This window comes from Lachnotalea glycerini (assembly GCF_003201285.1).
Classification (GTDB): Bacteria; Bacillota; Clostridia; order Lachnospirales; family Lachnospiraceae; genus Lachnotalea; species Lachnotalea glycerini.
Map to the genome: position 1 here is coordinate 817819 of NZ_QICS01000001.1, position 22335 is coordinate 840153.

At 35.5% G+C, this 22335-nt stretch carries 20 protein-coding genes; all 20 read right to left on the reverse strand.

Features of this window, described 5'->3' with window-relative positions; genetic code table 11:
- Positions 1-46: 46 nt before the first annotated feature.
- The 20 genes from C8E03_RS03405 to serC all read right to left on the reverse strand — a co-directional run bounded on the left by C8E03_RS03405 (position 47) and on the right by serC (position 22193).
- A complete protein-coding gene (locus C8E03_RS03405) occupies positions 47-1738 on the reverse strand; it encodes a sulfate adenylyltransferase subunit 1 (protein WP_110290289.1) in 1692 nt (563 codons plus the stop codon).
- Positions 1738-2640 carry a sulfate adenylyltransferase subunit CysD gene (cysD, locus tag C8E03_RS03410; RefSeq protein ID WP_110290290.1) on the reverse strand — a complete coding sequence of 301 codons (903 nt, stop codon included), beginning with the start codon at positions 2638-2640 and terminating at the stop codon, positions 1738-1740. Before cysD ends, C8E03_RS03405 begins: the two co-directional genes overlap by 1 nt.
- A gap of 11 nt (positions 2641-2651) precedes the next feature.
- A complete protein-coding gene (locus C8E03_RS03415; RefSeq protein ID WP_094376265.1) occupies positions 2652-2963 on the reverse strand; it encodes a 4Fe-4S dicluster domain-containing protein in 312 nt (103 codons plus the stop codon).
- Entirely contained in the window at positions 2947-4653 is a 1707-nt protein-coding gene (locus tag C8E03_RS03420) for an adenylyl-sulfate reductase subunit alpha (protein WP_330410673.1), read from the reverse strand. Before C8E03_RS03420 ends, C8E03_RS03415 begins: the two co-directional genes overlap by 17 nt.
- 6 nt (positions 4654-4659) lie before the next feature.
- On the reverse strand, positions 4660-5724 hold the full coding sequence (locus C8E03_RS03425) for an ABC transporter ATP-binding protein (protein ID WP_094376264.1): 1065 nt from the start codon (positions 5722-5724) through the stop codon (positions 4660-4662).
- Positions 5725-5738: 14 nt separating this feature from the next.
- On the reverse strand, positions 5739-6602 hold the full coding sequence (locus tag C8E03_RS03430; protein ID WP_207657778.1) for a sulfate ABC transporter permease: 864 nt from the start codon (positions 6600-6602) through the stop codon (positions 5739-5741).
- 10 nt (positions 6603-6612) lie between these two features.
- Positions 6613-7467 carry a sulfate ABC transporter permease subunit CysT gene (cysT, locus tag C8E03_RS03435; RefSeq protein ID WP_110290292.1) on the reverse strand — a complete coding sequence of 285 codons (855 nt, stop codon included), beginning with the start codon at positions 7465-7467 and terminating at the stop codon, positions 6613-6615.
- Between the two features lie 21 nt (positions 7468-7488).
- Positions 7489-8514, reverse strand: coding sequence for a sulfate ABC transporter substrate-binding protein (locus C8E03_RS03440; protein ID WP_094376261.1), 1026 nt, complete (start codon positions 8512-8514; stop codon positions 7489-7491).
- A gap of 481 nt (positions 8515-8995) precedes the next feature.
- A complete protein-coding gene (locus C8E03_RS03445) occupies positions 8996-9427 on the reverse strand; it encodes an RrF2 family transcriptional regulator (RefSeq protein ID WP_094376260.1) in 432 nt (143 codons plus the stop codon).
- A 71-nt stretch (positions 9428-9498) separates the two neighbouring features.
- A complete protein-coding gene (locus C8E03_RS03450; RefSeq protein ID WP_110290293.1) occupies positions 9499-9894 on the reverse strand; it encodes an ATP-binding cassette domain-containing protein in 396 nt (131 codons plus the stop codon).
- 110 nt (positions 9895-10004) lie between these two features.
- Positions 10005-10703: a hypothetical protein gene (locus C8E03_RS03455; RefSeq protein WP_110290294.1), complete on the reverse strand. Its 699-nt coding sequence runs from the start codon at positions 10701-10703 to the stop codon at positions 10005-10007.
- 324 nt (positions 10704-11027) lie between these two features.
- Entirely contained in the window at positions 11028-12281 is a 1254-nt protein-coding gene (locus C8E03_RS03460; protein ID WP_094376256.1) for a sensor histidine kinase, read from the reverse strand.
- Complete coding sequence (locus C8E03_RS03465; protein WP_094376255.1) at positions 12281-12955, reverse strand: response regulator transcription factor; 675 nt, start codon at positions 12953-12955, stop codon at positions 12281-12283. The genes C8E03_RS03460 and C8E03_RS03465 overlap by 1 nt, the downstream gene beginning before the upstream one ends.
- 119 nt (positions 12956-13074) lie before the next feature.
- Complete coding sequence (locus C8E03_RS03470; protein WP_094376254.1) at positions 13075-13989, reverse strand: mechanosensitive ion channel family protein; 915 nt, start codon at positions 13987-13989, stop codon at positions 13075-13077.
- A gap of 2 nt (positions 13990-13991) precedes the next feature.
- The gene (glgB, locus tag C8E03_RS03475) at positions 13992-16394 is read right to left on the reverse strand and encodes a 1,4-alpha-glucan branching protein GlgB (protein ID WP_110290295.1); all 2403 of its coding nucleotides are present in this window, start codon (positions 16392-16394) and stop codon (positions 13992-13994) included.
- Between the two features lie 272 nt (positions 16395-16666).
- Positions 16667-17905 (reverse strand): DUF1015 domain-containing protein, encoded by a 1239-nt coding sequence (locus C8E03_RS03480; RefSeq protein WP_110290296.1) that lies wholly within the window; start codon positions 17903-17905, stop codon positions 16667-16669.
- A 19-nt stretch (positions 17906-17924) separates the two neighbouring features.
- Entirely contained in the window at positions 17925-19304 is a 1380-nt protein-coding gene (locus C8E03_RS03485; RefSeq protein ID WP_094378628.1) for an aminopeptidase, read from the reverse strand.
- Positions 19305-19462: 158 nt separating this feature from the next.
- Positions 19463-19681, reverse strand: a complete 219-nt coding sequence (locus tag C8E03_RS03490) for a hypothetical protein (RefSeq protein WP_094378630.1) — start codon at positions 19679-19681, stop codon at positions 19463-19465.
- A 216-nt stretch (positions 19682-19897) separates the two neighbouring features.
- Positions 19898-21061 (reverse strand): phosphoglycerate dehydrogenase, encoded by a 1164-nt coding sequence (locus tag C8E03_RS03495; RefSeq protein ID WP_094378632.1) that lies wholly within the window; start codon positions 21059-21061, stop codon positions 19898-19900.
- Positions 21062-21110: 49 nt separating this feature from the next.
- Positions 21111-22193, reverse strand: a complete 1083-nt coding sequence (gene serC, locus C8E03_RS03500; protein ID WP_094378633.1) for a 3-phosphoserine/phosphohydroxythreonine transaminase — start codon at positions 22191-22193, stop codon at positions 21111-21113.
- Between the last annotated feature and the right edge of the window lie 142 nt (positions 22194-22335).

Genomic DNA, 22335 nt, shown 5'->3' on the forward strand with positions numbered 1-22335 from the left:
TAGGAAGTTTTTCTTTAATATATTGTCTTAGTTCTTACAAACCTTTTTAGATAATCCAGAAGTTCTCATGGCACACTATCTTACGATATGTTTCAAATTTTGACCATTTATTTACAAATGCTATCTTATTATCTTCTTCTAGCTTCTTATAGTCATGCAAAAATTCCTGTAGCTGCGCTATCGTATTAATGTTTAGTGCAAAACCCCTTTCATCCAGAATTGGTAGTCCATCATAGTTATATTCTTCCAATTTGATTATATCAGCTATTTTAGCATTGCGTATTAAAATTGCTGTGGAAGCTTCTACTGAAATAATATCAAAATAATCCGGATAATTAAAGCTGTCTCCTTTTGTTGGTACCCTGTCTCCTGCATGATAAGTCCTATCCCTTGATTTTTCTTTGGAAAGAAACGCGTTTTCCAAATCAAAGTAAAATTCTTCAAAAATATAACCGTTTGCTATTAGATCATCTTTTTCGAAATAAGGTTTTTCATTTTGCATTTCTACATGCTCCACTACACCACAGGCAGATGTCATATGGCTGATACGATCTATCAAAATCAGTTCTCCAAGCGTTTTATTTTTTTGAAATTCATCTACTACTATTTTTTCAGCAAATTCAAGCTCGCAATGGATAATTTCATTTTTCGTAACTGTATCAATAGGCAGATGCTCTCCTGTATTGACATCTATTTTATATTCAATATTTTTGACAATTGCCGGTATCATCTTTGTTCCGAGTTTTAGCAGGAAATCTCTGCCTGCTCTCAATGGCTCATCATCCATCCAAAGAATGGTAGTTCTTACATTTTTTTGAATTGGAAGCTTCTCATTATTCGTCAGCACACACCCACGACTGACATCGACTTCCTTATCAAGCTGAATGGTAACCTCCTGTCCTTGAATGGCCTCCTCTGCATTTTTATCTCCAATCAGAATACTTTCCACTATTGCCTTTTCATTACTTGGCAGGGTAGTTAATTTTTGTCCCACTTTAATGTTTCCTGACTCTATCTGCCCCTGAAAGCCCCTAAAGCTATGGTTCGGTCTGCATACTCTTTGTACCGGCATATAAAAGTTCTGACTATCTGCGATTTCAGAAACATCCACATTTTCTAGAAAAGTAAGCAGTATTTCTTCCTGATACCAGTCCATATTCTGCGATTTCTTTGTTACATTGTCCCCTTGCGTTGCACTGACTGGAATTATTTTTATGTTTTTAAGTGACAGCTCTTTTGCCAGAGCAAGAATATTTTCTTTAATTTGGTTGAATCGTTCTTGGCTATATAAAACTAAATCCATCTTATTGACTGCAAATACAAAATGTTGAATCCCCATCAAAGAACATATTCTGGAATGACGCCTTGTTTGTACTAGCACACCTTGTTCGGCATCAACCAAAATAATTGCTAGCTGGGCAAAAGAGGCACCCACTGCCATATTTCTTGTATATTCTTCGTGTCCTGGTGTATCTGCTACAATAAAACTACGGTGATTTGTGTTAAAATAGCGGTATGCAACATCAATCGTAATCCCCTGTTCCCGTTCCGCCATAAGGCCATCTAATAAGAGAGAGTAATCGATCTCACCTCCACGAGAGCCTACTTTACTGTCAAGAATCAATGCTTTTTCCTGATCTGCATATAAAAGCTTGGAATCATATAAAATATGACCAATCAGCGTTGATTTACCGTCATCTACACTACCACATGTTATAAATTTTAGTAATCCATTCATTAGAAATACCCTTCTCTCTTTCTTTTTTCCATACTTGCCGCACCTCCGTCCGAATCAATGACACGGCTGGTTCTTTCTGACTCAACTGAGCTTAAGGTTTCTTCAATGATTTCCCCAAGAGTAGCCGCCTCAGACAAAACTCCTCCTGAAAGTGGATAACAGCCAAGGGTACGAAAACGAACCTTTTTCATTTCAGGAACCTCTCCTGGTTTTAATTTCATACGTTCATCATCTACCATAATGATATTACCATCCCGATATACGATAGGGCGTTTTGCAGCAAAATAAAGTGGCACAATGGGTATATTTTCACGCTGTATGTATTGCCAGATATCCTTTTCTGTCCAGTTTGAAATTGGAAAAACCCGAATGCTCTCACCCTTGTTGATTTCTGTATTATATAATTTCCACATCTCCGGTCTTTGATTTTTTGGATCCCATGCATGTGAGGCATTACGGAATGAAAAAATTCTTTCCTTTGCTCTGCTTTTTTCCTCGTCACGCCTTCCTCCACCAAATGCAGCCGTAAATCCATATTGATCCAGAGCCTGTTTTAATGCCTGTGTTTTCATAATATCTGTATAGGCTGATCCATGTTCAAACGGATTGATACCTCTTTTAACACCGTCCTGATTAATATACTCAATTATTTCAATTCCCAATTCTTTCGCTGTTTTATCTCTAAATTCAATCATTTCTTTAAACTTCCAAGTTGTATTTACATGCATAAATGGAAATGGAGGCTTTTCGGGATAAAATGCTTTCATCGCCAGATGCAGCATAACAGAGCTATCCTTTCCAATCGAATACAGCATAACAGGCTTTTCACACTGCGCAGCTACCTCTCTTATAATATAGATTGCTTCGGCTTCTAACTCATCCAAATATGATAATCCGCTCATCCTTACTCCTCCTAATATTTATTTGAATCCTTACTGTTGACATCTATTACCTTGACAGTTCCATCACTCTTTGTAATATTCCAATGAATGATATCCCCCTCATAAGAAACATTCATTTTACCTCCATTGCCTCCAATATCTGCGCCCAGATAAAACTCAATTGCACCTGCCTTACATTCCTTAACACAGGACACACAGCCCCAACAATCCTTTGGATACTTCATAAATGCCTTGGTATCCTTTTCTTTAATCAGACTTCCGGGACAAACCTCGATACATCGAAGACAGCCGACACATTTATCAAGATTAATTCTTATGCTCATACACTTCCTCCTGTACTATATCTCTTAATAAAATCTGTAATCTTCCATCTTTTAGCTTTGAATTGACATATTTATAATAGCCGGAATCAATATTTGGATAGTCTAGATTTTCATTAAAAGAATGCCACCTTGTTTCTTTCCTGTGAATTAAATGCGCAATAACCTGCTTACATACAGTTAACCTTTCTTTCAGTTCATATACAAACATTAGCTCATGCATATCGGATGCGCTTAAATCCTTTGATAATTTTATGATTTGTTCAATTTTTTCTTCTGCTAAATTCAATTGTTTTTCATTATACTGATAATGTGTGGAAATACCTCCTGCATACTCATCCATCACCTTTTGCATTGCCTCTTCAAGTTCTTTCGCCGTAAAAAAATACGTTTCTTTATTTAATATTTTTTCATATTCTTCTATCTTTTTAAAAGCAACGTTGTCATCTATTTCTCTGCTTTGCTCTTGGTCTATTTTTTGAATAATATCAAGGGCTGCAATTTCACCTTCTGCCAAAGCGCCGGTTACATATTTTTGAGGGCAACCTCCTGAAACATCTCCTGTTGCATACAAACCCTTTATGGTAGTCTCACGATTAGTATTGACCCAGTAACCGCTTGCCGTATGCCCGCCAACAATATAAGGCTCTGTTCCTTCAATTTCCACATCCTGCTCACTTGGATACTTACCGCTTTCCATCCATTTCAAGGTCTGACTCGGAGCCATATTCAGATAAGCTTTGAAAAGCTCCTCATCTTTTTCTTTATCAATCCCACTGGTTTGTAAATAGCATGGGCCATTTCCCAACTGGTTTTCTTTTACCGTTCCATAGACTCTTTCGCTGGTTGTAACCCCATATTTTCCTTCATAGGCCTCACCATGAGCATTTATTTGCTTAGCCCTTACTCCTTGTGCAATAGTCCCTGTCGGTGCTATGGTATCTTTACATCTTAAGGCAATGAAACGCATTTCAAAGGAGGTCATTTCAGCTCCCGCCAAAATTCCCATAGCATAGCCGGCTCCTGTATTAAATGGCGGATACCACATTTTGTGTTGTGAAAAACCCGGGTTATTCGGTTTATAAAGACCTGACGCTCCTCCAGTTGCAACGATAACTTTATGAGCCCTGAATTCATATACGTTTTCATCAGAGATACAAAAGCCAATCGCGCCCTTTACTGTATTCTCTTCAACCAATAAGTCTGTGACATTAATATGATTCCATATGGTAACATTCTCTGCTTCTTGCACCGCTTTTGCTAAGATTGGTTTGAAATTTTCACCATTTATTTTAATATTACGGTTTCCTCTTGCTACATAATTCCCCTTAGCATCTTTTAAAATCACTAGACCAAGCTTTTCCATTTCTGCCGTAACAGCATTAAATCGTTTCGCTGCAGTAAGAAGTAAATCATTTCGAACTATTCCATTTGCATCCTTTGTTGCATAATCCACATAATCCTCTGGCTTTTTTCCATCTACAATATACGCATTGATTGCGTTGACACCTGCTGCAAGGCATCCACTTCTTTTGATATTGGCTTTTTCAACGATTGCAACTGACAAATTAGAATTTCTGCTTAAGGTTAGTGCAGCATAGCAGCCGGCAGTACCTCCGCCTATGATTAAAACATCTGTCAAAATTTTATTATGCTTTAAACTATTTTTCATGTCATCTACCATTCTTTCCATTATTCATTAAAAAGTCACCAGCTCTTTTCCTTTCAGATCTTTATTTTCTAAAAGATAAGCTCTTTCATTATCATAAGCATATAATCGATATACAATAACATGCATCCTTTCTCCGATTTGAATCGGTCGTCTTTCAAGGGAGCGCTTTGTGGTTAATATAATTCCACCCACATTGAGTTTTACCTCAAGACAATTTCCACGGAAATAGATATCTTCAATGACTCCATCCTCGGAATAGTTGATTACATCTTTGAATTTTACATTGTCACTTTTAAAGCTCTCTACAAATTCAGGTCTGATAATCGCTCCTTTATAATCTCCTTTTTCAAATCCTCTTAGCTTATGATAATCATCTATCTTAGAAGATTGACCTATGAATTCTGCAACAAAAGGAGTTTTCGGATTCTTATATATTTCAATCGGTGCTGCTATTTGCTCAATTTGTCCTTTGTTTGTAATAATAATTTCATCGGCTACTTCGACCGCCTCATCCTGATCATGTGTAACAAAAATACTGGTAATCCCAACTTTATGTATCATTTCCCGAAGCCAGCTTCGAAGCTCTGCCCGCACCTTTGCATCGATTGCAGCAAAGGGTTCGTCAAGTAAAAGCAGGCTTGGATTTGGAGCAAGTGCTCTCGCAAATGCCACTCTTTGCCTTTGTCCTCCCGATAACTGATTGGGATATCTCTTTTCCAATCCTTTTAAACCAGTTAATTCAATCAGCTCTATCACTCTTTCCTTGATCTGTTTTTTAGGCAGCTTTTTGATTTTCAGTCCAAAGGCCAGATTTTCATATACTGTCATATAACGAAAAAGGGCATAATTTTGAAATACAAATCCGATACCTCTCTCAGCCGGCGCAATATCATTTACTCTTTTCCCATCAATTATGATATCACCAGCATTTGGTGTTTCCAGTCCGGCTATCATTCGAAGTATCGTTGTTTTCCCACTGCCGCTTGGTCCTAGTAAAGCAACAAGTTTTCCTTTCCCAATTCCGATATTAATATGGTCTGATGCTTTATAATTTCCATATGATTTTTCTATGTTCTTTAATTCAACGTACATAGCCGCCTCCTCTGCTACGATTCAATGTGTTCAAGCTTCTTTTTTGCTTTAAATTCTACTATATTTCTGACAATGATAACTGCAATAGCAATGAATACTAATATGGAAGATACGGCAAAAGCTGACGTTATGGAGTCATTTGAGCCGGAAAGATACAACGCATCAATCTCCAATGGCAGTGTAAATGTCTCGCCCCTTGTTTTAGACAATGCATTCACTGCACCGAACTCTCCTAATGCTCTTGACGTACACAATATAATGCCATATAAGAAAGCCCATTTTATATGAGGAAATGTTATTTTACGAAATATCATAAAGCCGCTCGCTCCCATCAGCGCCGCTGCCTCTTCTTCCTCCTTACCCTGTGCATTAAGTACGGGTATAATTTCTCTGGAAACAAAGGGAAATGTTACAAAAACAGTAGCTAATATTACTCCCGGTATAGCAAAAACGATCTGTATGTTCGTTCCAAAAAATTCATTGATTTTATCAATATAATTACTGCCCCATCCCAGTCTTCCAAAGGTCATAATAAATGCCAGACCCGCAATAACTGGCGATATGGAAAAGGGAATATCAATCAAAGTTGCCAATAACTGCTTTCCTTTAAACGAAAACTTTGTGATCAGCCAGGCTGCCATAATTCCAAAAAAGGAATTAACCACTGCCGCTATCACTGTTGCTAATAACGTTATCTTAAGCGCAGACAGGACATACTCTGTCTGTAAAGATTTAAAATAAAATGAAACCCCTTCACTTAAGGAATTGTTAATAACAGATATCAAAGGTATTACCAACATCAAAGTGATGAATAGAACACTAATTGTAATTAAAACAATTTGCGTTGCTTTGCTCTCTTTTCTTTTATTTTCCTGCATATTTACCCCCCTATACATGGTTAGTACGTCTTGATTGACAGATTTGAAGTATATTAATGAACAGTAAAATAAAAAACGAAATAATCAGCATAACCAATGCGATTGCAGTGGCGCTGGCGTAATCTACATAATTAAGCTTTTGCATAATGATGTAGGATACAACCTGTGTCTGTTCCTTGGCACTGTTACCAGAGATATAAATGACACTTCCATATTCACCAATTCCTCTTGCAAATGCCAATCCAAAACCAGTCAATAAGGCTGGTCTTAGCTCAGGTAAAATTACTTTAAAAAATGTTTTTGCTTTGCTCGCCCCCAATATGTAAGCTGCTTCTTCATATTGGGAATCCAAATTTTCAAGTACTGGCTGGATTGCTCTGACTACAAAGGGAATTCCTATAAATATAAGTGCTATGGTCAATCCCAATTTCGTATAGGAAACCTTAAGTCCTAAGATGGTCAACGGTTTCCCAAGCATCCCTGTGTCCGAATATAACTTAGACAACGTAATACCTGCTACTGCGGTCGGAAGTGCGAATGGAAGCTCAATCAGACCATCTAAAAGCCTTTTTCCAAAAAAATCATATCTCACCAAAACCCAAGCGAGTATCATACCAAAAAAACAATTAATAAAAGAAGCAATTACAGAACATAAAATACTCGTTCGAAATGCATTTAAAATATTTTCTTTTGTTACTAATCTAAAAAATTCAGTTGGTGTCAGTTTAAAAGAAAATACAAGGACAGATACTAACGGCAATAATATAATGAAAGAAAGCATGAGTAATGAAATTCCCATAGTCAAGTCAAAACCAGGTATTACTCTGTCTTTTCGTATGTATTTTTTAATTTTATGTCCCTTCATATATATCCTCCAATTTAATATTTAATTTCCATATATTTCATCAAAAATTCCACCATCTATAAAAAACTTTTCATACACATGATCCCAGCCACCCAAATCATCAACGGTACAAAGCTTGATATTAAGATCAAACTTATTGGAAAATTCCTGCAATACTGTATGATTGGATGGTCTATATCCATACTCTCCAATCATTTTTTGCGCGTCATACGAGTAAAGATATTCCAAATAGGCTTTTGCTGCCGCCTGTGTTTTATTTTTATCTGCATTTTCATCCACAATGGCTACACTTGGCTCTGCCAAAATACTAATACTTGGAGATATTATTTCATATTGATCTGGATATTCTTCCACCGTCATAATGGCTTCATTTTCCCATGCAATTAAAACATCTCCCTGCCCATTTTCAACAAATGTAGTCGTTGCTCCACGAGCACCTGAATCCATGACTGTAACATTGGAATAAAGCTTAGACATAAAATCTTTCATTTGTTGTTCATTATCATTAAATTGCTGTCCGGCATAATACCAGCCAGCCAAGAAATTCCAGCAAGCCCCCCCACTGCTTTTAGGATCTGGGGTAATTATGCTTACTCCTTCTTTCGTTAAATCGTCCCAATCCTGAATCCCTTTTTCATTACCTTTTCTGACTAGAAATACAATAGTTGAGGTATACGGAGATGAATTACTTTCAAATTCATTGTTCCAGCCAGATTGAACTAATCTTGCATTTTCTATTAAGGTAATATCGTGAGCCAATGCAAGTGTCACAACATCCGCACCAGCCCCTTCAATCACAGACCTTGCCTGACTTCCAGAACCTCCATGTGATTGAACAACTTCAACCTCATAACCAGATGTATCCAAATAATATTTTTCAAATAGTTCATTGTATGCTACGTAAAATTCTCTGGTCGGATCATAAGAAACATTAGTAATAGTCACTTTATCAGTTGCATCTTGATTAAAATTTTTTCCACATGATATCAAAACAAAGGACATTCCAAAAATCATAAAAATTGCTGCTACTCTTTTTTTCTTCTTCATAATTTAAACCAAGTCTTAAGTGAACATGCTAGCATGTGCATTTAAGACACAAACACAGAGCATATAAATTATGTGCTTGCACTCTCCTTTCATTTTTTTAACCCTTATTTTCAAGTTATCAGTTGCACTACTTACATACTTGTTTTGTATGTTTATCGGACGTAATGGTTTTGCTTTGTTTTTTATATTACTTCTTTTAACATACTTTGTCAATATGTTAATATGTAATAATAAAAAAAGTACATGTATCTATTAAGAAAATATGAATGAGTAAATAAAGCAGACAAATCCAATTCACTTCCCAAATTCCGAGAATTTGAAAGACTTGGCTGCTTTGTTACACTGAATACAGTTACATTAAAAATAGGCTATTACAACAAAAAGTATCGCTCCCCTTAATCCTTGGAACGATACTTTTTATATAGATATTGAAAATATCCACTATCATATTAAATTTTAATAAATATTCACGCCATTTATATTATATTACATAATAATCCGAATCATTCCTAGCATCCAGTAAATCAGCAACGGTTATATTCTCCAGATAATCATTAATTACCTGTTCCAATCCTTCCCACATTTTCAAGGTTTTACATTCGGTTGCTCTTAAACAGCCATTTGGCTTATTCGCCAGACATGAAACTGGAGCAAGTGGTCCTTCCGTCAGCATTAATATCGTTTTTATGGTATATTGATCCGGAGTCTTTGCTAACTTATAGCCCCCTCCCTTACCTCGAAGAGAAACCAATAAATTGTTTTTGCTTAGAATAGATACAATTGCCTCAAGATATTTTTCCGAAATTTCCTGTCTTTGAGCTATGTCCATTAAAGTTATAAACTGACCATTATTATGTTCTGCCAAATCTATCATAACTCTTATGGCATAACGTCCTTTTGTTGAAATTTTCATACAAACAACCTCCATTTACATATATTATATCAGGGTTTATATGCTTTTCAAGTGAAAGTTAAGCTTTTCTGTTATAAAAAGCATTCTGTTATATTGCCATCCTTTATTTCATAAATACAATCTGCAATATTCTTCGTTAATTTTCTATCATGACTAATTACCAGTAACGTCCCATCATAGCTTTTAAGCAGCTTTTCCAATCCCTCCATGGTATAAATGTCCATATGATTAGTTGGCTCATCCAAGATAAGAAAATTACAGTCGGACACTAACACCTTGGCAATTGCTGTTTTTACTCTCTCTCCGCCTGATAAGACTTTAACCTTTTTATAAATATCATTATGATTCATATACAGGTTCATCAGTACAGCTCGACAAATATGCTCCGGTACAAATGCTGTTGATACAACATTTTCCAATACCGTTTTATCCTCATCAAGGAGCAAAGACAATAAAAGAGGCTGCATCACTAATTTCTTAGTGCTGCAACCTTAATGATTTGTCAAAGCGGATATCCGCTAACTGCTTTGCTACTTGCTTATAACCTTAATACCACTTTCTTGTTAATATTAAATAGTTAATTTCCTTGTATTGTAATAGATGTAATATTATCAGAATCATCATATTCAATACTAAGTATTGTATCAACTGTAATATCGCTTAGGCTTCCGGTAGTTGTTTCTGTGCCCGAAACTAACTTAATAATACTTTCGTCATCCACAGTTATTGTAGTTGTTTCTCCACTTTCTGTAAACAATGTACTCATATCAGGTGCCTGACCTCCTGCTGCATTTGTATCTCCACTCGGTGCTTCACCGCTTGGTGCCTGACCTCCTGCTGCATTTGCATCTCCACTTGGTGCTTCTCCACTTGGTGCTTCTCCGCTTGGTGCCTGACCTCCTGCTGCATTTGCATCTCCACTTGGTGCTTCTCCACTTGGTGCTTCAGTGCTTGCCGTCTGACCTCCTGTTGAATTTGAGTCTCCACTTGGTGCTTCCTTACCATCCATGTTATTTCCTTGTGCCATTTCTCCTAAAGCTAAAGTAATATCACTACCATCTATCGCTGTAACCTTACCAAATACAACAGAATCATCTACTTCATTCGTAACAGTTGAATTATCCGTATCTGCCGTTGTTTCATCCTGAGTTGTGTCAGTCGTTTCTGTTTGTGTAGTCTCTTCTACTGCATCTGAACTGGTGCTAGAACACCCTGCTGCGGTTACAACCATTACAGTTGCACACCCTATTGCTAAAAACATTTTTAATTTTCTCATAATTATCTTCCTTCTACTCTTATTCTTTTTTAGCTATACGCCATCCATTGCTTTCTCATTCGTAGTTATGAATCATATCACCAACCTTTCAGACTCATATATCTTTATGGAAAGGATTATAGTTTGAAAACCTTAAATTACTCTTAAGCCTTTGGCTATTTCACTTAGGTTTTATCTAGTATTCACCTGTTCTTCACATATTTAGACCAACGGTATTCCAGACATTTATCTTGATCAAGTATCAACTCATATCTTATGAAAGTCACAGTATCAAAAAAGCCTGAGATAAAATATTCTCAAGCTCTTTTATATGTTATTAAGTACTTATCTTGTTATATGAAAAGATACTTTAAATGTTGTTCCTTCTTCTTTGGTACTAGTAACAGAAATTTTCCCACGATGCATATCTACAATTGTTTTGGCAATTGATAATCCAAGTCCATATCCACCTTTTTCTCTGGCTCTTGATTCTTCCGCCCGATAAAAACGTTCAAATAAATGACTTAAATGCTCCTGCGAAATAGGTTCTCCTGTATTATTTACGGTAAGATATATCTTTTCCTTTTCTGGTTTTGTATACAATTTAACCTTAATACTACCATTTTTTTCCGTATATTTACATGCATTATCCAGTAAAATCATGATTAACTGTTTTAACTTCCCTGAATCGCCCTGAATCAAGATATCTGATGCAATCTCTGCGTCCAGATTTTTTTCTTGCTCAAAGGCTAACGATTCAAACGGCAAATAACAATTCCACATAATATCACTCAAGTTCACCTCTGTTAATACTATATTCTCTCTTGCGGCATCTGACTTTGCCAAAAACAATAAATCATTTACAAGACTACTCATATGTGATGCTTCTGCCTTTATATAATCAATCCATTTATACTGATTTTCAATTGTATCTTTTTTATGAGCACTAAGAATATCCGCATTTGCAAGTATAACTGTCAGTGGAGTCTTTAGCTCATGTGAAGCATCTGCGATAAACTGTCTTTGACTTTCCCACGATTTTTCAACTGGCTTTAAAGCCCAGTTAGCTAGGAATACACTAATAAGTAAAAATGCCAGAAAGCTGCCAATTCCCACAATGAGACAATTTTTAACCAAATGAAACATGCTTGATATATCATCACTTAAATCATAAAAAATAATTTCATTACCATGAATATTACTGTTTTTTAAATACCTAAGTGACATGTCCCAAAGGATTCCAGAATCTTTATTGCTTTCAACACAAGTTGAAACAATCTGTTCAAGCACCTGATCCGATACTTCAACATAATCTCCAATTAAATTTTTAATATTATTATTTTCATCTAATCTTACTGTAAACACAGTAAAACTAGTTGGTTGTTTATCATTTGCGGGATGGGTACCAATTTCTAGAACCGGCTTGTTCTTCTCATCCAATCTATTATTCCTATCGACTGAAGTTTGTATCGCAATTCTACTGTTTTCGTCAACTCTTAGAAATGATGATACTAAAACAGCTCCAAATGCAAAAATTAGAATGACTGTAACAAATATCATATTAATAAAGATAAATTTTTTCTTTAATTTCGATATCATTACACGCCCTCCTCTAGAAAGTAGCCAATTTTTCTTTGAGTGGAAATATTAACTTTCGAACCTAAATATTGTAATTTTTTTCTCAGAAAGGAAATGTAAACTTCCACATTATTATCCTCTGCATCAGATTCCATTCCCCATATTTTACTTATCATCTCATCCTTTGATACTACCATCGCAGGATTGGTAATTAATAAGCGCATCACTTCAAATTCTTTGTGTCCCAAATGAATAGATTTTCCATCCTTTTGGAGCATATACATAGACAAATTTAATGTCAAATCTGAAAAGCTGAGTTCATTCATAACCACCTCTCCCTGTCTCCTTGTCAATGCACGTATTCTTGCCAACAATTCATCAGGTACAAATGGCTTTGTAAGATAATCATCAGCTCCAGAATCAAGACCCGTTATCTTATCAATCACCTCATCCTTAGCAGTAAGCAGTATAACAGGCGTTGACACCTTTGCTTTTCTTAGGGCTCTAACAACATCAAAACCATTCATTTTCGGTAACATCACATCTAGTACAATTATGTCGTACATGTTACTCATTGCATAATCAAAACCGTCTGCTCCGTCATTTACAGTATCAACCAGATACTTATTCTCTGTCATAATCTGACTTAACGTATCTGCCAGCCTTATTTCGTCTTCTACTATTAGTACTTTCAATTTTTCGTTCTCCTCCCAGCAAATTAATGGCTATGCATGCATATAGATTGCCCCTCATCTGAATAAATTATATATTATTAAACTTAAAATAGTCTGAAAACGCATAAATTGACATAATTTTACAACTCTGTTTTTATGTTATTACTTTTTATATTCACATCTAACTGTTTAAATGGTATCATAATATCATTTTTATCAAAAGTAAGTTTAATATTTTCAATAATACGCCATCTGGCCGGCCAGTAATCCTCTGTTTTAACCCACATGCGACCTCCTATTATAACTGAACTTTCAGCTAAATCTGATACATAAACATTTAAATCCCTCTCTTCAATTCTTGCCGAATCCTGCAAAAGCATATCTTCTATGATTTTCTTGGCTTTCTTCAAATCACTTTCATAGCTGATACCTACAACAATATCCAATCTTCTAACATCCTCATTCGTTACATTTGTGATTGAACTATTAATGACATTTCCATTCGGCATTGCAATCATTTTATTGTCAGCTGTCAATACCTTGGTATAGAAAACATCAATATTGGTTACCGTACCTTCATTTCCAGTACTTTGTTCAATAATGTAATCTCCTATTTTGAAAGGCTTTAATATTAGTAATAAAATACCTCCTGCGAAATTAGACAGGCTTCCCTGTAACGCTAGTCCAATCGCAATACCTGCCGATCCCAATAACGCAACCATCGAGGTATTATCTAGTCCAAAGCGTTTTCCTATAATTAAAAACAATACAATATAAAGTAAAATTCTTAATAAAGAGTGTATAAACTTAATAGCCCCTTCCTCTGCGCCTATCTTTATACAAGACTTATCTACCAGCCTTAGAATTAAATCAATAATTTTTGTACCAATAAAATAAATGATAATAGACAAAACAACATTAATTGCAAAGTTGGCAATATCCGGCAGCCAGCCTTTAAAGTATTCAATAATTTTGTTAGGTTGATTTACAATCTGATCTTGTAAATCCTTTATTTCAGCTATGGTATCCTCTGAATTCTTTACTGTTAATAGCATCGTTATCTCCAATCAGTTTCATCAATTTTTTTAATTGAATTTGTTTGTATCTGCGCTTCCTCCACCTGTTTTGCAGCCAGAATGGATTTCTCAAGCTCTCGTTTTTCATCCGCTAATATGACTTGTGCCGCAAGCCTGTCTTTCAAATTACTCTTTGTTTTGTTGCTTCTTTTTGTATTTTTTTTATTAGACATCTTATGCTTATCCAAAAAGAATTTTAATATCGTTATTCCTAGCGGAGGTACTGTCACCTTTATAGAATGATCTCTGCCGTCGCATTCTTCAAGTCTTGATTGCTTCATTCTCCTATTAATATGATTTTCCCCTCCGTATTCTAAACAATCACTTGAGAAAATCTCTTTATATTTTCCTTGAAACGGAACTCCTATTTTATAATTTTCTTGTAATACTGGAACAAAATTGCAAATCACAATAAGAGTATCCTCTTGCATTTTGGTATTTCTGGTAAACACTACAATATTTTCATTCGCTGATATATTATTGATCCAATCAAAGCCTTCGGTTTTATAATCCAGTTCGTATAAAGCTGGTTCGTTTCTGTAAATATGATTTAAAGCTTTTACATAATTTTTAAAGGTGATATGTTGCTTTTCTTCTAAGATACTCCACTCTATGCTGCTTTGCTCTGACCATTCTGTATATTGACCGATATCCTGCCCCATAAACAAAAGCTTCTTGCCAGGATGTGTATACATAAATCCATAAACCGCCCGCAGATTAGCAAACTGTTTTTCTTTATTTCCGGGCATCTTATTAATCATAGAACCTTTCCCATGCACCACTTCATCATGCGAAAATGCTAAAATAAACTTTTCGCTATAAGCATAAATCATACTTAATGTCAGCTCCCCATAATGAGATGAACGAACATATGGGTCATTTCTCATATATCCTAAAAAGTCATTCAGCCAGCCTGTATTCCATTTATAGTCAAGGCCTAATCCATTTTTCTTTGTATCTGCTGTTACCATTGGCCAAGCTGAAGATTCTTTTGCAATCAAAATGGCTCCATTCGCATTTACTTTAAAAACTTCACTTAACTGCTTTAAAAATTCGATGGCATCTAAATTCTCATTTCCACCATATATATTGGGTAACCATTCACCAGGATTCTTTCCATAATCAAGATAAAGCATAGAAGCAGCTTCCTCGATTCGAATACCATCCGCATGGTACATCTCAACCCAATAAACAGCATTTGCAATTAGGAAATTACGAACCTGAGGTCTAGCATAATTGTAAATCAAGATATCGAAACGCGGATGAGAGCCCTGTCTTGGATCTAAATGCTCATATAGGCATGTACCATCGAAATTTGCCAGACCAAAACTATCTTTCGGAAAATAAGCAGGTACCCAATCTAATATCACTCCGATTCCTCTTTCATGCATATAATTCATGAAAAACATAAAATCTGTCGGACTGCCGTAACGACTGGTTGGCGCATAGTAACCCGTTATCTGATATCCCCAGTAAGCATCACTTGGATGTTCCATAACCGGCATCAACTCTATATGTGTGTATCCCATTTCCAATACATATTCTGCAATCATAGCAGCCAGTTCTTTATAATTATAAAATTCTCTTTTGTCCTCTGGTCTTCGCCACGAACCTAAATGCACTTCGTAAATTGACAATGGTTGATTATCCAGTTTTTGCTTGTTTCGATTTGATATCCACTCTTCATCTTTCCAATCAAAACATTCCAAATCAGCTACAACAGATGCCGTATCCGGTCTAAGCTGTGCTTCATTTGCATAGGGATCTGCCTTTAATTCAAGCATTCCACCTTTAAATTTAATTTCAAATTTGTACAAATCACCTATTTTAACTCCTGGTATAAAAAGTTCAAATATTCCAGACTCCCATAATCGTCTCATCTGATGGCATCTGCCATCCCAATGGTTAAAGTTACCTACTACACTTACTCTTAATGCAGATGGTGCCCATACAGCAAAATGTACTCCATCAATTCCCTTTATTACCATCCTGTGAGCTCCAAGCTTTTCGTACATTTTATAATGAAGCCCACAATTGAATTTCATAGCTTCCTTTTGCGTTATCTGAGGTTCGAAGCTATATGCATCATGTACTTCATATGTTTGTCCATCTTTATCTTCTACTATATAGATATAACTGGGTATTGTCTTACTTGGTAAGAGTACCGCAAAAAAGCCCTCTTCATCTTGCATTTCCATAAGATATAAACTACCGGAATTAATAATTCTCACTGTAACTTGCTTTGCATTTGGAAAAAATGTCTGAATTAAAACACCCTGTTCTATTATATGTGGTCCTAATATAGCGTGTGGATTATCTTCTTCTGAATATACTATTCCATCAATAGCTGCCCAGTCCATTAAATCATATATTTTAGCACTCATATTAATCCCTCCTAACGCATTTCATTATAAATATATTTCTATCTTAACATTTTTAAGTCTCAAAAACAATAAAGCCCACTTAAGATTTATCAACGTTATCTGACATAAACACCCAAGAATAGTTCATACTTTTTTAAAAAAGATAGGTTAAACATACATTGATTAAGTAACTAGTTTCAAAAGTACATTGGTCAAAAATAGAGACCACAATGTGCTCTCTATTTTCATTCCTTTTATAAAACCGTTCTGCTTCTTCTTATTTTACTCTGCTGCTAATCTAATGTATGTATAAACAACCCACTTCTAAGTTTAGGTTCAAACCAAGTAGATTTAGGTGGCATAAGCCTGTGATCGTCTGCCACATGAAATAGTTCTGCAATGGAAGTCGGATACATAGAAAATGCCACTTTCATATCGGTTGAAGCTCTTTTTTCCAATTCGGATAATCCCCTGATGCCACCTATAAAATCTATTCTTTTATCAATTCTTGGATCCTCAATCTTTAATATAGGGTCCAATAAATAATTTTGTAATAGTGACACATCAAGTCCTTCTACAGCATCATCAGAAAGAATGTTTCCCTTTGCTGTAAGCTTATACCATTCCTGATCAAGATACATTCCAAAGGTAGCTTTCTGGCTTGGAGAAAACGGTTGTCTGCCTAAATTTTCAACTTCAAAAAAAACTTTCAGCTTTTCCATAAACTCAATTTTGGTATACCCATTTAAATCCATTACGACACGATTATATGGCATTATCATTAATTGATCATCAGGAAACAAAACTGACAGGAAGAAATTAAATTCCTCTTCGCCTGTATAATTTGGATTTTGTTGTCTTCTTTGAAGACCAACCTTAACTGCGGATGCTGCTCTATGATGGCCATCCGCTATATAAATGCTGTCAATTGTGCGAAAGGCATCTGCAATCTTTTCGACACTTTTCGCATCACTTATTTTCCACACAGCATGACTTACCTTGTCGCTTGATGTGAATTGATACAATGGCTCTTCCTGTTTTTTTACCTTCACAATCTCATTAATGATTTGATTCGAACGATAAGCCAAAAAGATTGGTCCGGTTTGAGCATTACACCGATCTACATGCTTAATACGGTCAATTTCTTTTTCTTCCCTCGTATTTTCATGCTTTTTAATCATGTTGTTTTGATAGTCATCAATTGAGGCACATGCTACAATTCCAGTCTGAGAGCGTTGATTCATGATCAATTCATACACATAATAACTATTTTCGTCATCACGAATAAAAGAGCCTTTCTCAATCATCTCCCATAACATATCATGTGCTTTTTCATATACTCTGTCATCATAGGTATTCACTCTGTCCTCAAATTGAGTTTCCGCTCTGTCAATTTTTAAAAAAGACATTGGTTCCTTTTTTACTTCCTCTAAAGCCTCTGCTCTATTATATACATCATATGGTAAAGCAGCAATTTTATCTGCTAATTCTTTTTTTGGTCTAACACACCTAAATGCTTTTACTGTCGCCATTTTTTCCTCCTAAATTTTATTATGCTTCTCTTAAAAATGCAAGATATCCTTTTTTTGCTTCGTAAATATCTGCCTTGCTTGCAATTTCCCAAGGTGCATGCATATTATGCAGTGCAATGCCGCTGTCAATCACTTCCATATTGTAGTTTGCTAAAATATACGCTATGGTACCGCCGCCGCCTTGATCTACCTTACCAAGCTCTGCCGTTTGATAAACAACTTTGTTTTTATCGCATATATTTCTTAATTGTGCCATATACTCTGCATTTGCATCATTGGAATTATATTTGCCTCGGGAACCGGTGTATTTATTAAAGACCAATCCCTTGCCAAAATACGCAGAATTATTCTTCTCCATTGCCGATGGATAATTGGGATCAAAGGCTGCTGAGACATCTGAGGAAAGCATCTTAGAATTTTTAAACGCTCTTCGAAAAAGTATTTCTGAGTATTCTCCTGTGCAATTGATTATTTCAGCTACTGCATTTTCAAAAAATTTGGAATGCATTCCGGTAGCACCAACGCTTCCAATCTCTTCCTTATCAACCAATAAACATACACAGGTCTTTTGGCTTTCTTCTAATTCAAGTAATGCCTTGTATGACGGGTAGGCACATATTCTATCATCATGACCATATCCCATAATCATACTTCTGTCGATTCCATAGTCTCTAGCACGTCCTGCCGGTACTGCTTCTATTTCTGCTGAAACAAAATCCTCTTCTTCAAAATCATACTTATCCTTTAGCAATTTAAGAATATTTGCTTTCACAGCATCTTTCTCTTCGTCTTGAAGCGGAATACTACCAATTAATATATTAAGATTTTCTCCCTCAATTACCTTACTGGCTTTCTTGTCCATCTGTTCTCCTGATAAATGAACCAATAAGTCTGATATTCCAACAACCGGATCTGTTTCCACCTCTCCAATGACAATATCAATCTTCGTACCATCCTTTTTTATAACTACACCATGTAATGCAAGCGGTAAAGTTACCCACTGATACTTTTTAATACCGCCGTAATAATGCGTATCAAACATCGCTAATTGAGTATCTTCATAAAGTGGATTCTGCTTTAAATCAAGGCGTGGTGAATCAATATGAGCGCCTAAAATGTTCATTCCTTTTTCAATTGATTCCTTGCCAATTAAAAATAATGCCACGGCTTTATCCATATTATTAACGTAAACTTTATCACCTGCCTCTAAAACACCTTCATTAAGAATGACCTGATTTAGATCACGAAAGCCTGCTTTTTTTGCTTCCTTGATAACTCTTTGTACACATTCTCTCTCTGTCTTACAATCAGAAATAAACTCCTTATAGCCTTCACTGAATTCAAATACTTCCTTAAACTGTGTTTCATCATAAAATTCCCATGCTGTTTTCTTTTTCATTATAAATCTCCATTCTAACCTTTTGATAGTCAAAGCAAATATTTGCAATCTACTTTGCTACTTGCTCATAAGCTTATCATCTGTAATAATATTACTACTATTGTACTTATTTTAAATAAATTAATCAAGAACCTTATATACATTCTAATAAACGTAATTTAGCACGAAAAGTCTTTGTTTTCTTTTTCTTTCTCAAGCATTTCCTGCAAAGCCTCATCACTTTCCTCAATCCAAATATCCTCTTCATCAGCATTTAGTCCCAAGTATTCTCTTAGTGTACAAGTCTCATCGCTGTGATTCCATTTGCTTGTATATCTGTGGATTTCATCAAATTCAATTTCTCCTGCCAGATACCGCTCTTTAAAATTTTTATCCATCTTCTCTCTCCTCTTGTAATAATACTTTTAATCATTATTACCATTATAACATATTTTTGTGCAAAAATAAGTAAATCAATTATGACTCAAATAAACTATCCTCTCATACGTTACCACAACAAGGTCTTTCCCATGAAATATAGAAAATAGCTATGTACAATTCATATTCTTTGTACATAGCTATTCTTTAAGAATTAAGAGTATCCTTCTATAAAACTATTTTATTACCCTGATTTTTAAAACACCACTTATAGATGCCAATTCCTTTATCACATCTGCATTAACCTGTGATTCCGTATCAATAATTGTGTAAGCGTAATCACCTTTACTCTTGTTTATCATATCAGAAATATTTAAATTAAACTGAGCTAGTTTACTTGTATATTGTCCAATCATATTTGGTATATTCTTATGATTGATACAGATACGCCCTGCATTTTCACAAATTCCCATATCACAAGCCGGATAGTTGACAGAGTTTTTAATATTACCGTTTTCCAGATAATCTCTTACCTCTTTTACCGCCATAATTGCACAATTATCTTCTGATTCTTCAGTTGAAGCTCCCAGATGAGGGATTACAATAACTCCATCTGCTCCTGCTGTTGTTGGATTTGGAAAATCAACTACATACTTCTTTATTTTACCATCAGCAACGCCTTGAATCACAGCTTCTTCATCAACCAATAAATCTCTTGCAAAATTTAAAATGACTACACTCTCTTTCATCATGGAAATGGCAGCCTCATTTATCATTTTCTTGGTAGCATCCATTAGTGGTACATGTATAGTAATAAAATCACATTCCTTATATATTTCTTCAGCTGTTTTACTGTGCTTAATACCTCTTGACAAATTCCATGCGGCATCGACAGAAACATATGGATCATATCCATAAACCTCCATACCAAGATGCGTTGCAGCATTGGCTACTAACACTCCAATGGCACCAAGTCCAATAACACCAAGCTTCTTTCCTCTGATTTCACTTCCTGCAAAATTATTCTTTGTTTTCTCTGCTAATTTAGCAATATCCGGATTACCCTTTTGTGTACTAACCCAATTGACACCACCAATAACATCACGAGAAGCCAAAAGCATTCCGGCTATCACAAGTTCCTTTACTCCATTTGCATTTGCTCCGGGCGTATTAAATACTACAATTCCTTTTTCGGCACATTTCTCCAAAGGGATATTATTAACGCCTGCCCCTGCTCTGGCAATTGCATGCAGGCTATTTGGAAAATCCAAATCATGCATTGCTGCACTTCTCACTAATACAGCATCAGCATCCTGCAAATTTTCTACTTTTTGATACTCTTCTGTAAATGATTCCAGTCCTATATTTGCAATAGGATTTAAACAATTATATTTAAACATTATGCATATCCTCCATTGAAATAAAGCATTAACTATGTAATCTCTTTAATTATTTATTCTCTGTCTCGAATTTTTTCATAAACTCAACAAGCTTTTGAACACCCTCAGTTGGCATTGCATTATAAATGCTCGCTCTCATACCACCAACACTTCTATGGCCTTTTAAGTTCTCAAAGCCTGCTGCCTTTGCTTCTTTTACAAATTTAGCATCCAATTCTTCGTTACCTGTTACAAATGGTACATTCATAAGGGAACGATCTCCTTTTACAACTGTTCCTTTAAACATATCACTCTGATCCAAATAATCATATAAAATAGCAGCTTTCTTTTCATTTACTTTTTTCATTTCTTCAAGTCCGCCCATTTTCTTAAGCCACTTGAAAACCTTACCACATATATAAATGCCGTATGCTGGTGGTGTATTATATAAGGACTTGTTATCTGCATGAATCTTATATTTTAACATAGTCGGAGTTCCTGGCAATGTATCTTCTGTAATTAAATCTTCTCTGATAATGACAATCACCATACCTGCCGGACCAATGTTCTTTTGTACTCCGCCATAGATGATACCATACTTGGTTACATCCACCGGTTCTGATAAGAAGCAAGAGGATACATCAGCTACTAAGGTTTTACCTTTTGTATTTGGTAATGTCTTATATTTAGTTCCATAAATTGTATTATTTTCACATATGTAAACATAATCTGCATCTTCGCTGATTGGCAAGTCTGAACAATCTGGTATGTAGGAAAATGTCTTATCCTCTGATGATGCTATTTTATTTGCTTTTCCATAAATTTGTGCTTCTTGATATGCTTTCTTCGCCCATTGCCCTGTAACAATGTAATCACCAACCTTATTCTTCATTAGGTTCATTGGTATCATTGCAAACTGCTGTGATGCTCCGCCCTGCAAAAATAATACTTTATAATTATCTGGAATGTTCATTAAATCACGTAAATCTTTCTCCGCATCATTAATGATTTCTTCAAAAGCTTTCGATCGATGACTCATTTCCATTACCGACATTCCGGTACCCTTATAGTCTAACATCTCTGCTGCTGCTTCTTTTAATACTTCTTCAGGTAACACTGCTGGTCCTGCTGAAAAATTGTACACTCTACTCACTTTTGTTTCCTCCTAAATTTTATTTGCATATTTATACTAAGTTCTGACACGCCGCATACTTTGTAAAATACGAAAGCGATGCATACGCCAATTATAACTTATGATACATAGCATTAACAAATCATCCCGTCAAAATCGGCGG

Bases quoted from the DNA above. Each gene is read 5' to 3' on its own strand.
- C8E03_RS03405 (WP_110290289.1), bottom strand. From the start codon at position 1,738: ATGAATGGATTACTAAAATTTATAACATGTGGTAGTGTAGATGACGGT.
- cysD (WP_110290290.1), bottom strand. From the start codon at position 2,640: ATGAGCGGATTATCATATTTGGATGAGTTAGAAGCCGAAGCAATCTAT.
- C8E03_RS03415 (WP_094376265.1), bottom strand. From the start codon at position 2,963: ATGAGCATAAGAATTAATCTTGATAAATGTGTCGGCTGTCTTCGATGT.
- C8E03_RS03420 (WP_330410673.1), bottom strand. From the start codon at position 4,653: ATGGAAAGAATGGTAGATGACATGAAAAATAGTTTAAAGCATAATAAA.
- C8E03_RS03425 (WP_094376264.1), bottom strand. From the start codon at position 5,724: ATGTACGTTGAATTAAAGAACATAGAAAAATCATATGGAAATTATAAA.
- C8E03_RS03430 (WP_207657778.1), bottom strand. From the start codon at position 6,602: ATGCAGGAAAATAAAAGAAAAGAGAGCAAAGCAACGCAAATTGTTTTA.
- cysT (WP_110290292.1), bottom strand. From the start codon at position 7,467: ATGAAGGGACATAAAATTAAAAAATACATACGAAAAGACAGAGTAATA.
- C8E03_RS03440 (WP_094376261.1), bottom strand. From the start codon at position 8,514: ATGAAGAAGAAAAAAAGAGTAGCAGCAATTTTTATGATTTTTGGAATG.
- C8E03_RS03445 (WP_094376260.1), bottom strand. From the start codon at position 9,427: ATGAAAATTTCAACAAAAGGACGTTATGCCATAAGAGTTATGATAGAT.
- C8E03_RS03450 (WP_110290293.1), bottom strand. From the start codon at position 9,894: ATGCAGCCTCTTTTATTGTCTTTGCTCCTTGATGAGGATAAAACGGTA.
- C8E03_RS03455 (WP_110290294.1), bottom strand. From the start codon at position 10,703: ATGAGAAAATTAAAAATGTTTTTAGCAATAGGGTGTGCAACTGTAATG.
- C8E03_RS03460 (WP_094376256.1), bottom strand. From the start codon at position 12,281: ATGATATCGAAATTAAAGAAAAAATTTATCTTTATTAATATGATATTT.
- C8E03_RS03470 (WP_094376254.1), bottom strand. From the start codon at position 13,989: ATGCTATTAACAGTAAAGAATTCAGAGGATACCATAGCTGAAATAAAG.
- glgB (WP_110290295.1), bottom strand. From the start codon at position 16,394: ATGAGTGCTAAAATATATGATTTAATGGACTGGGCAGCTATTGATGGA.
- C8E03_RS03480 (WP_110290296.1), bottom strand. From the start codon at position 17,905: ATGGCGACAGTAAAAGCATTTAGGTGTGTTAGACCAAAAAAAGAATTA.
- C8E03_RS03485 (WP_094378628.1), bottom strand. From the start codon at position 19,304: ATGAAAAAGAAAACAGCATGGGAATTTTATGATGAAACACAGTTTAAG.
- C8E03_RS03490 (WP_094378630.1), bottom strand. From the start codon at position 19,681: ATGGATAAAAATTTTAAAGAGCGGTATCTGGCAGGAGAAATTGAATTT.
- C8E03_RS03495 (WP_094378632.1), bottom strand. From the start codon at position 21,061: ATGTTTAAATATAATTGTTTAAATCCTATTGCAAATATAGGACTGGAA.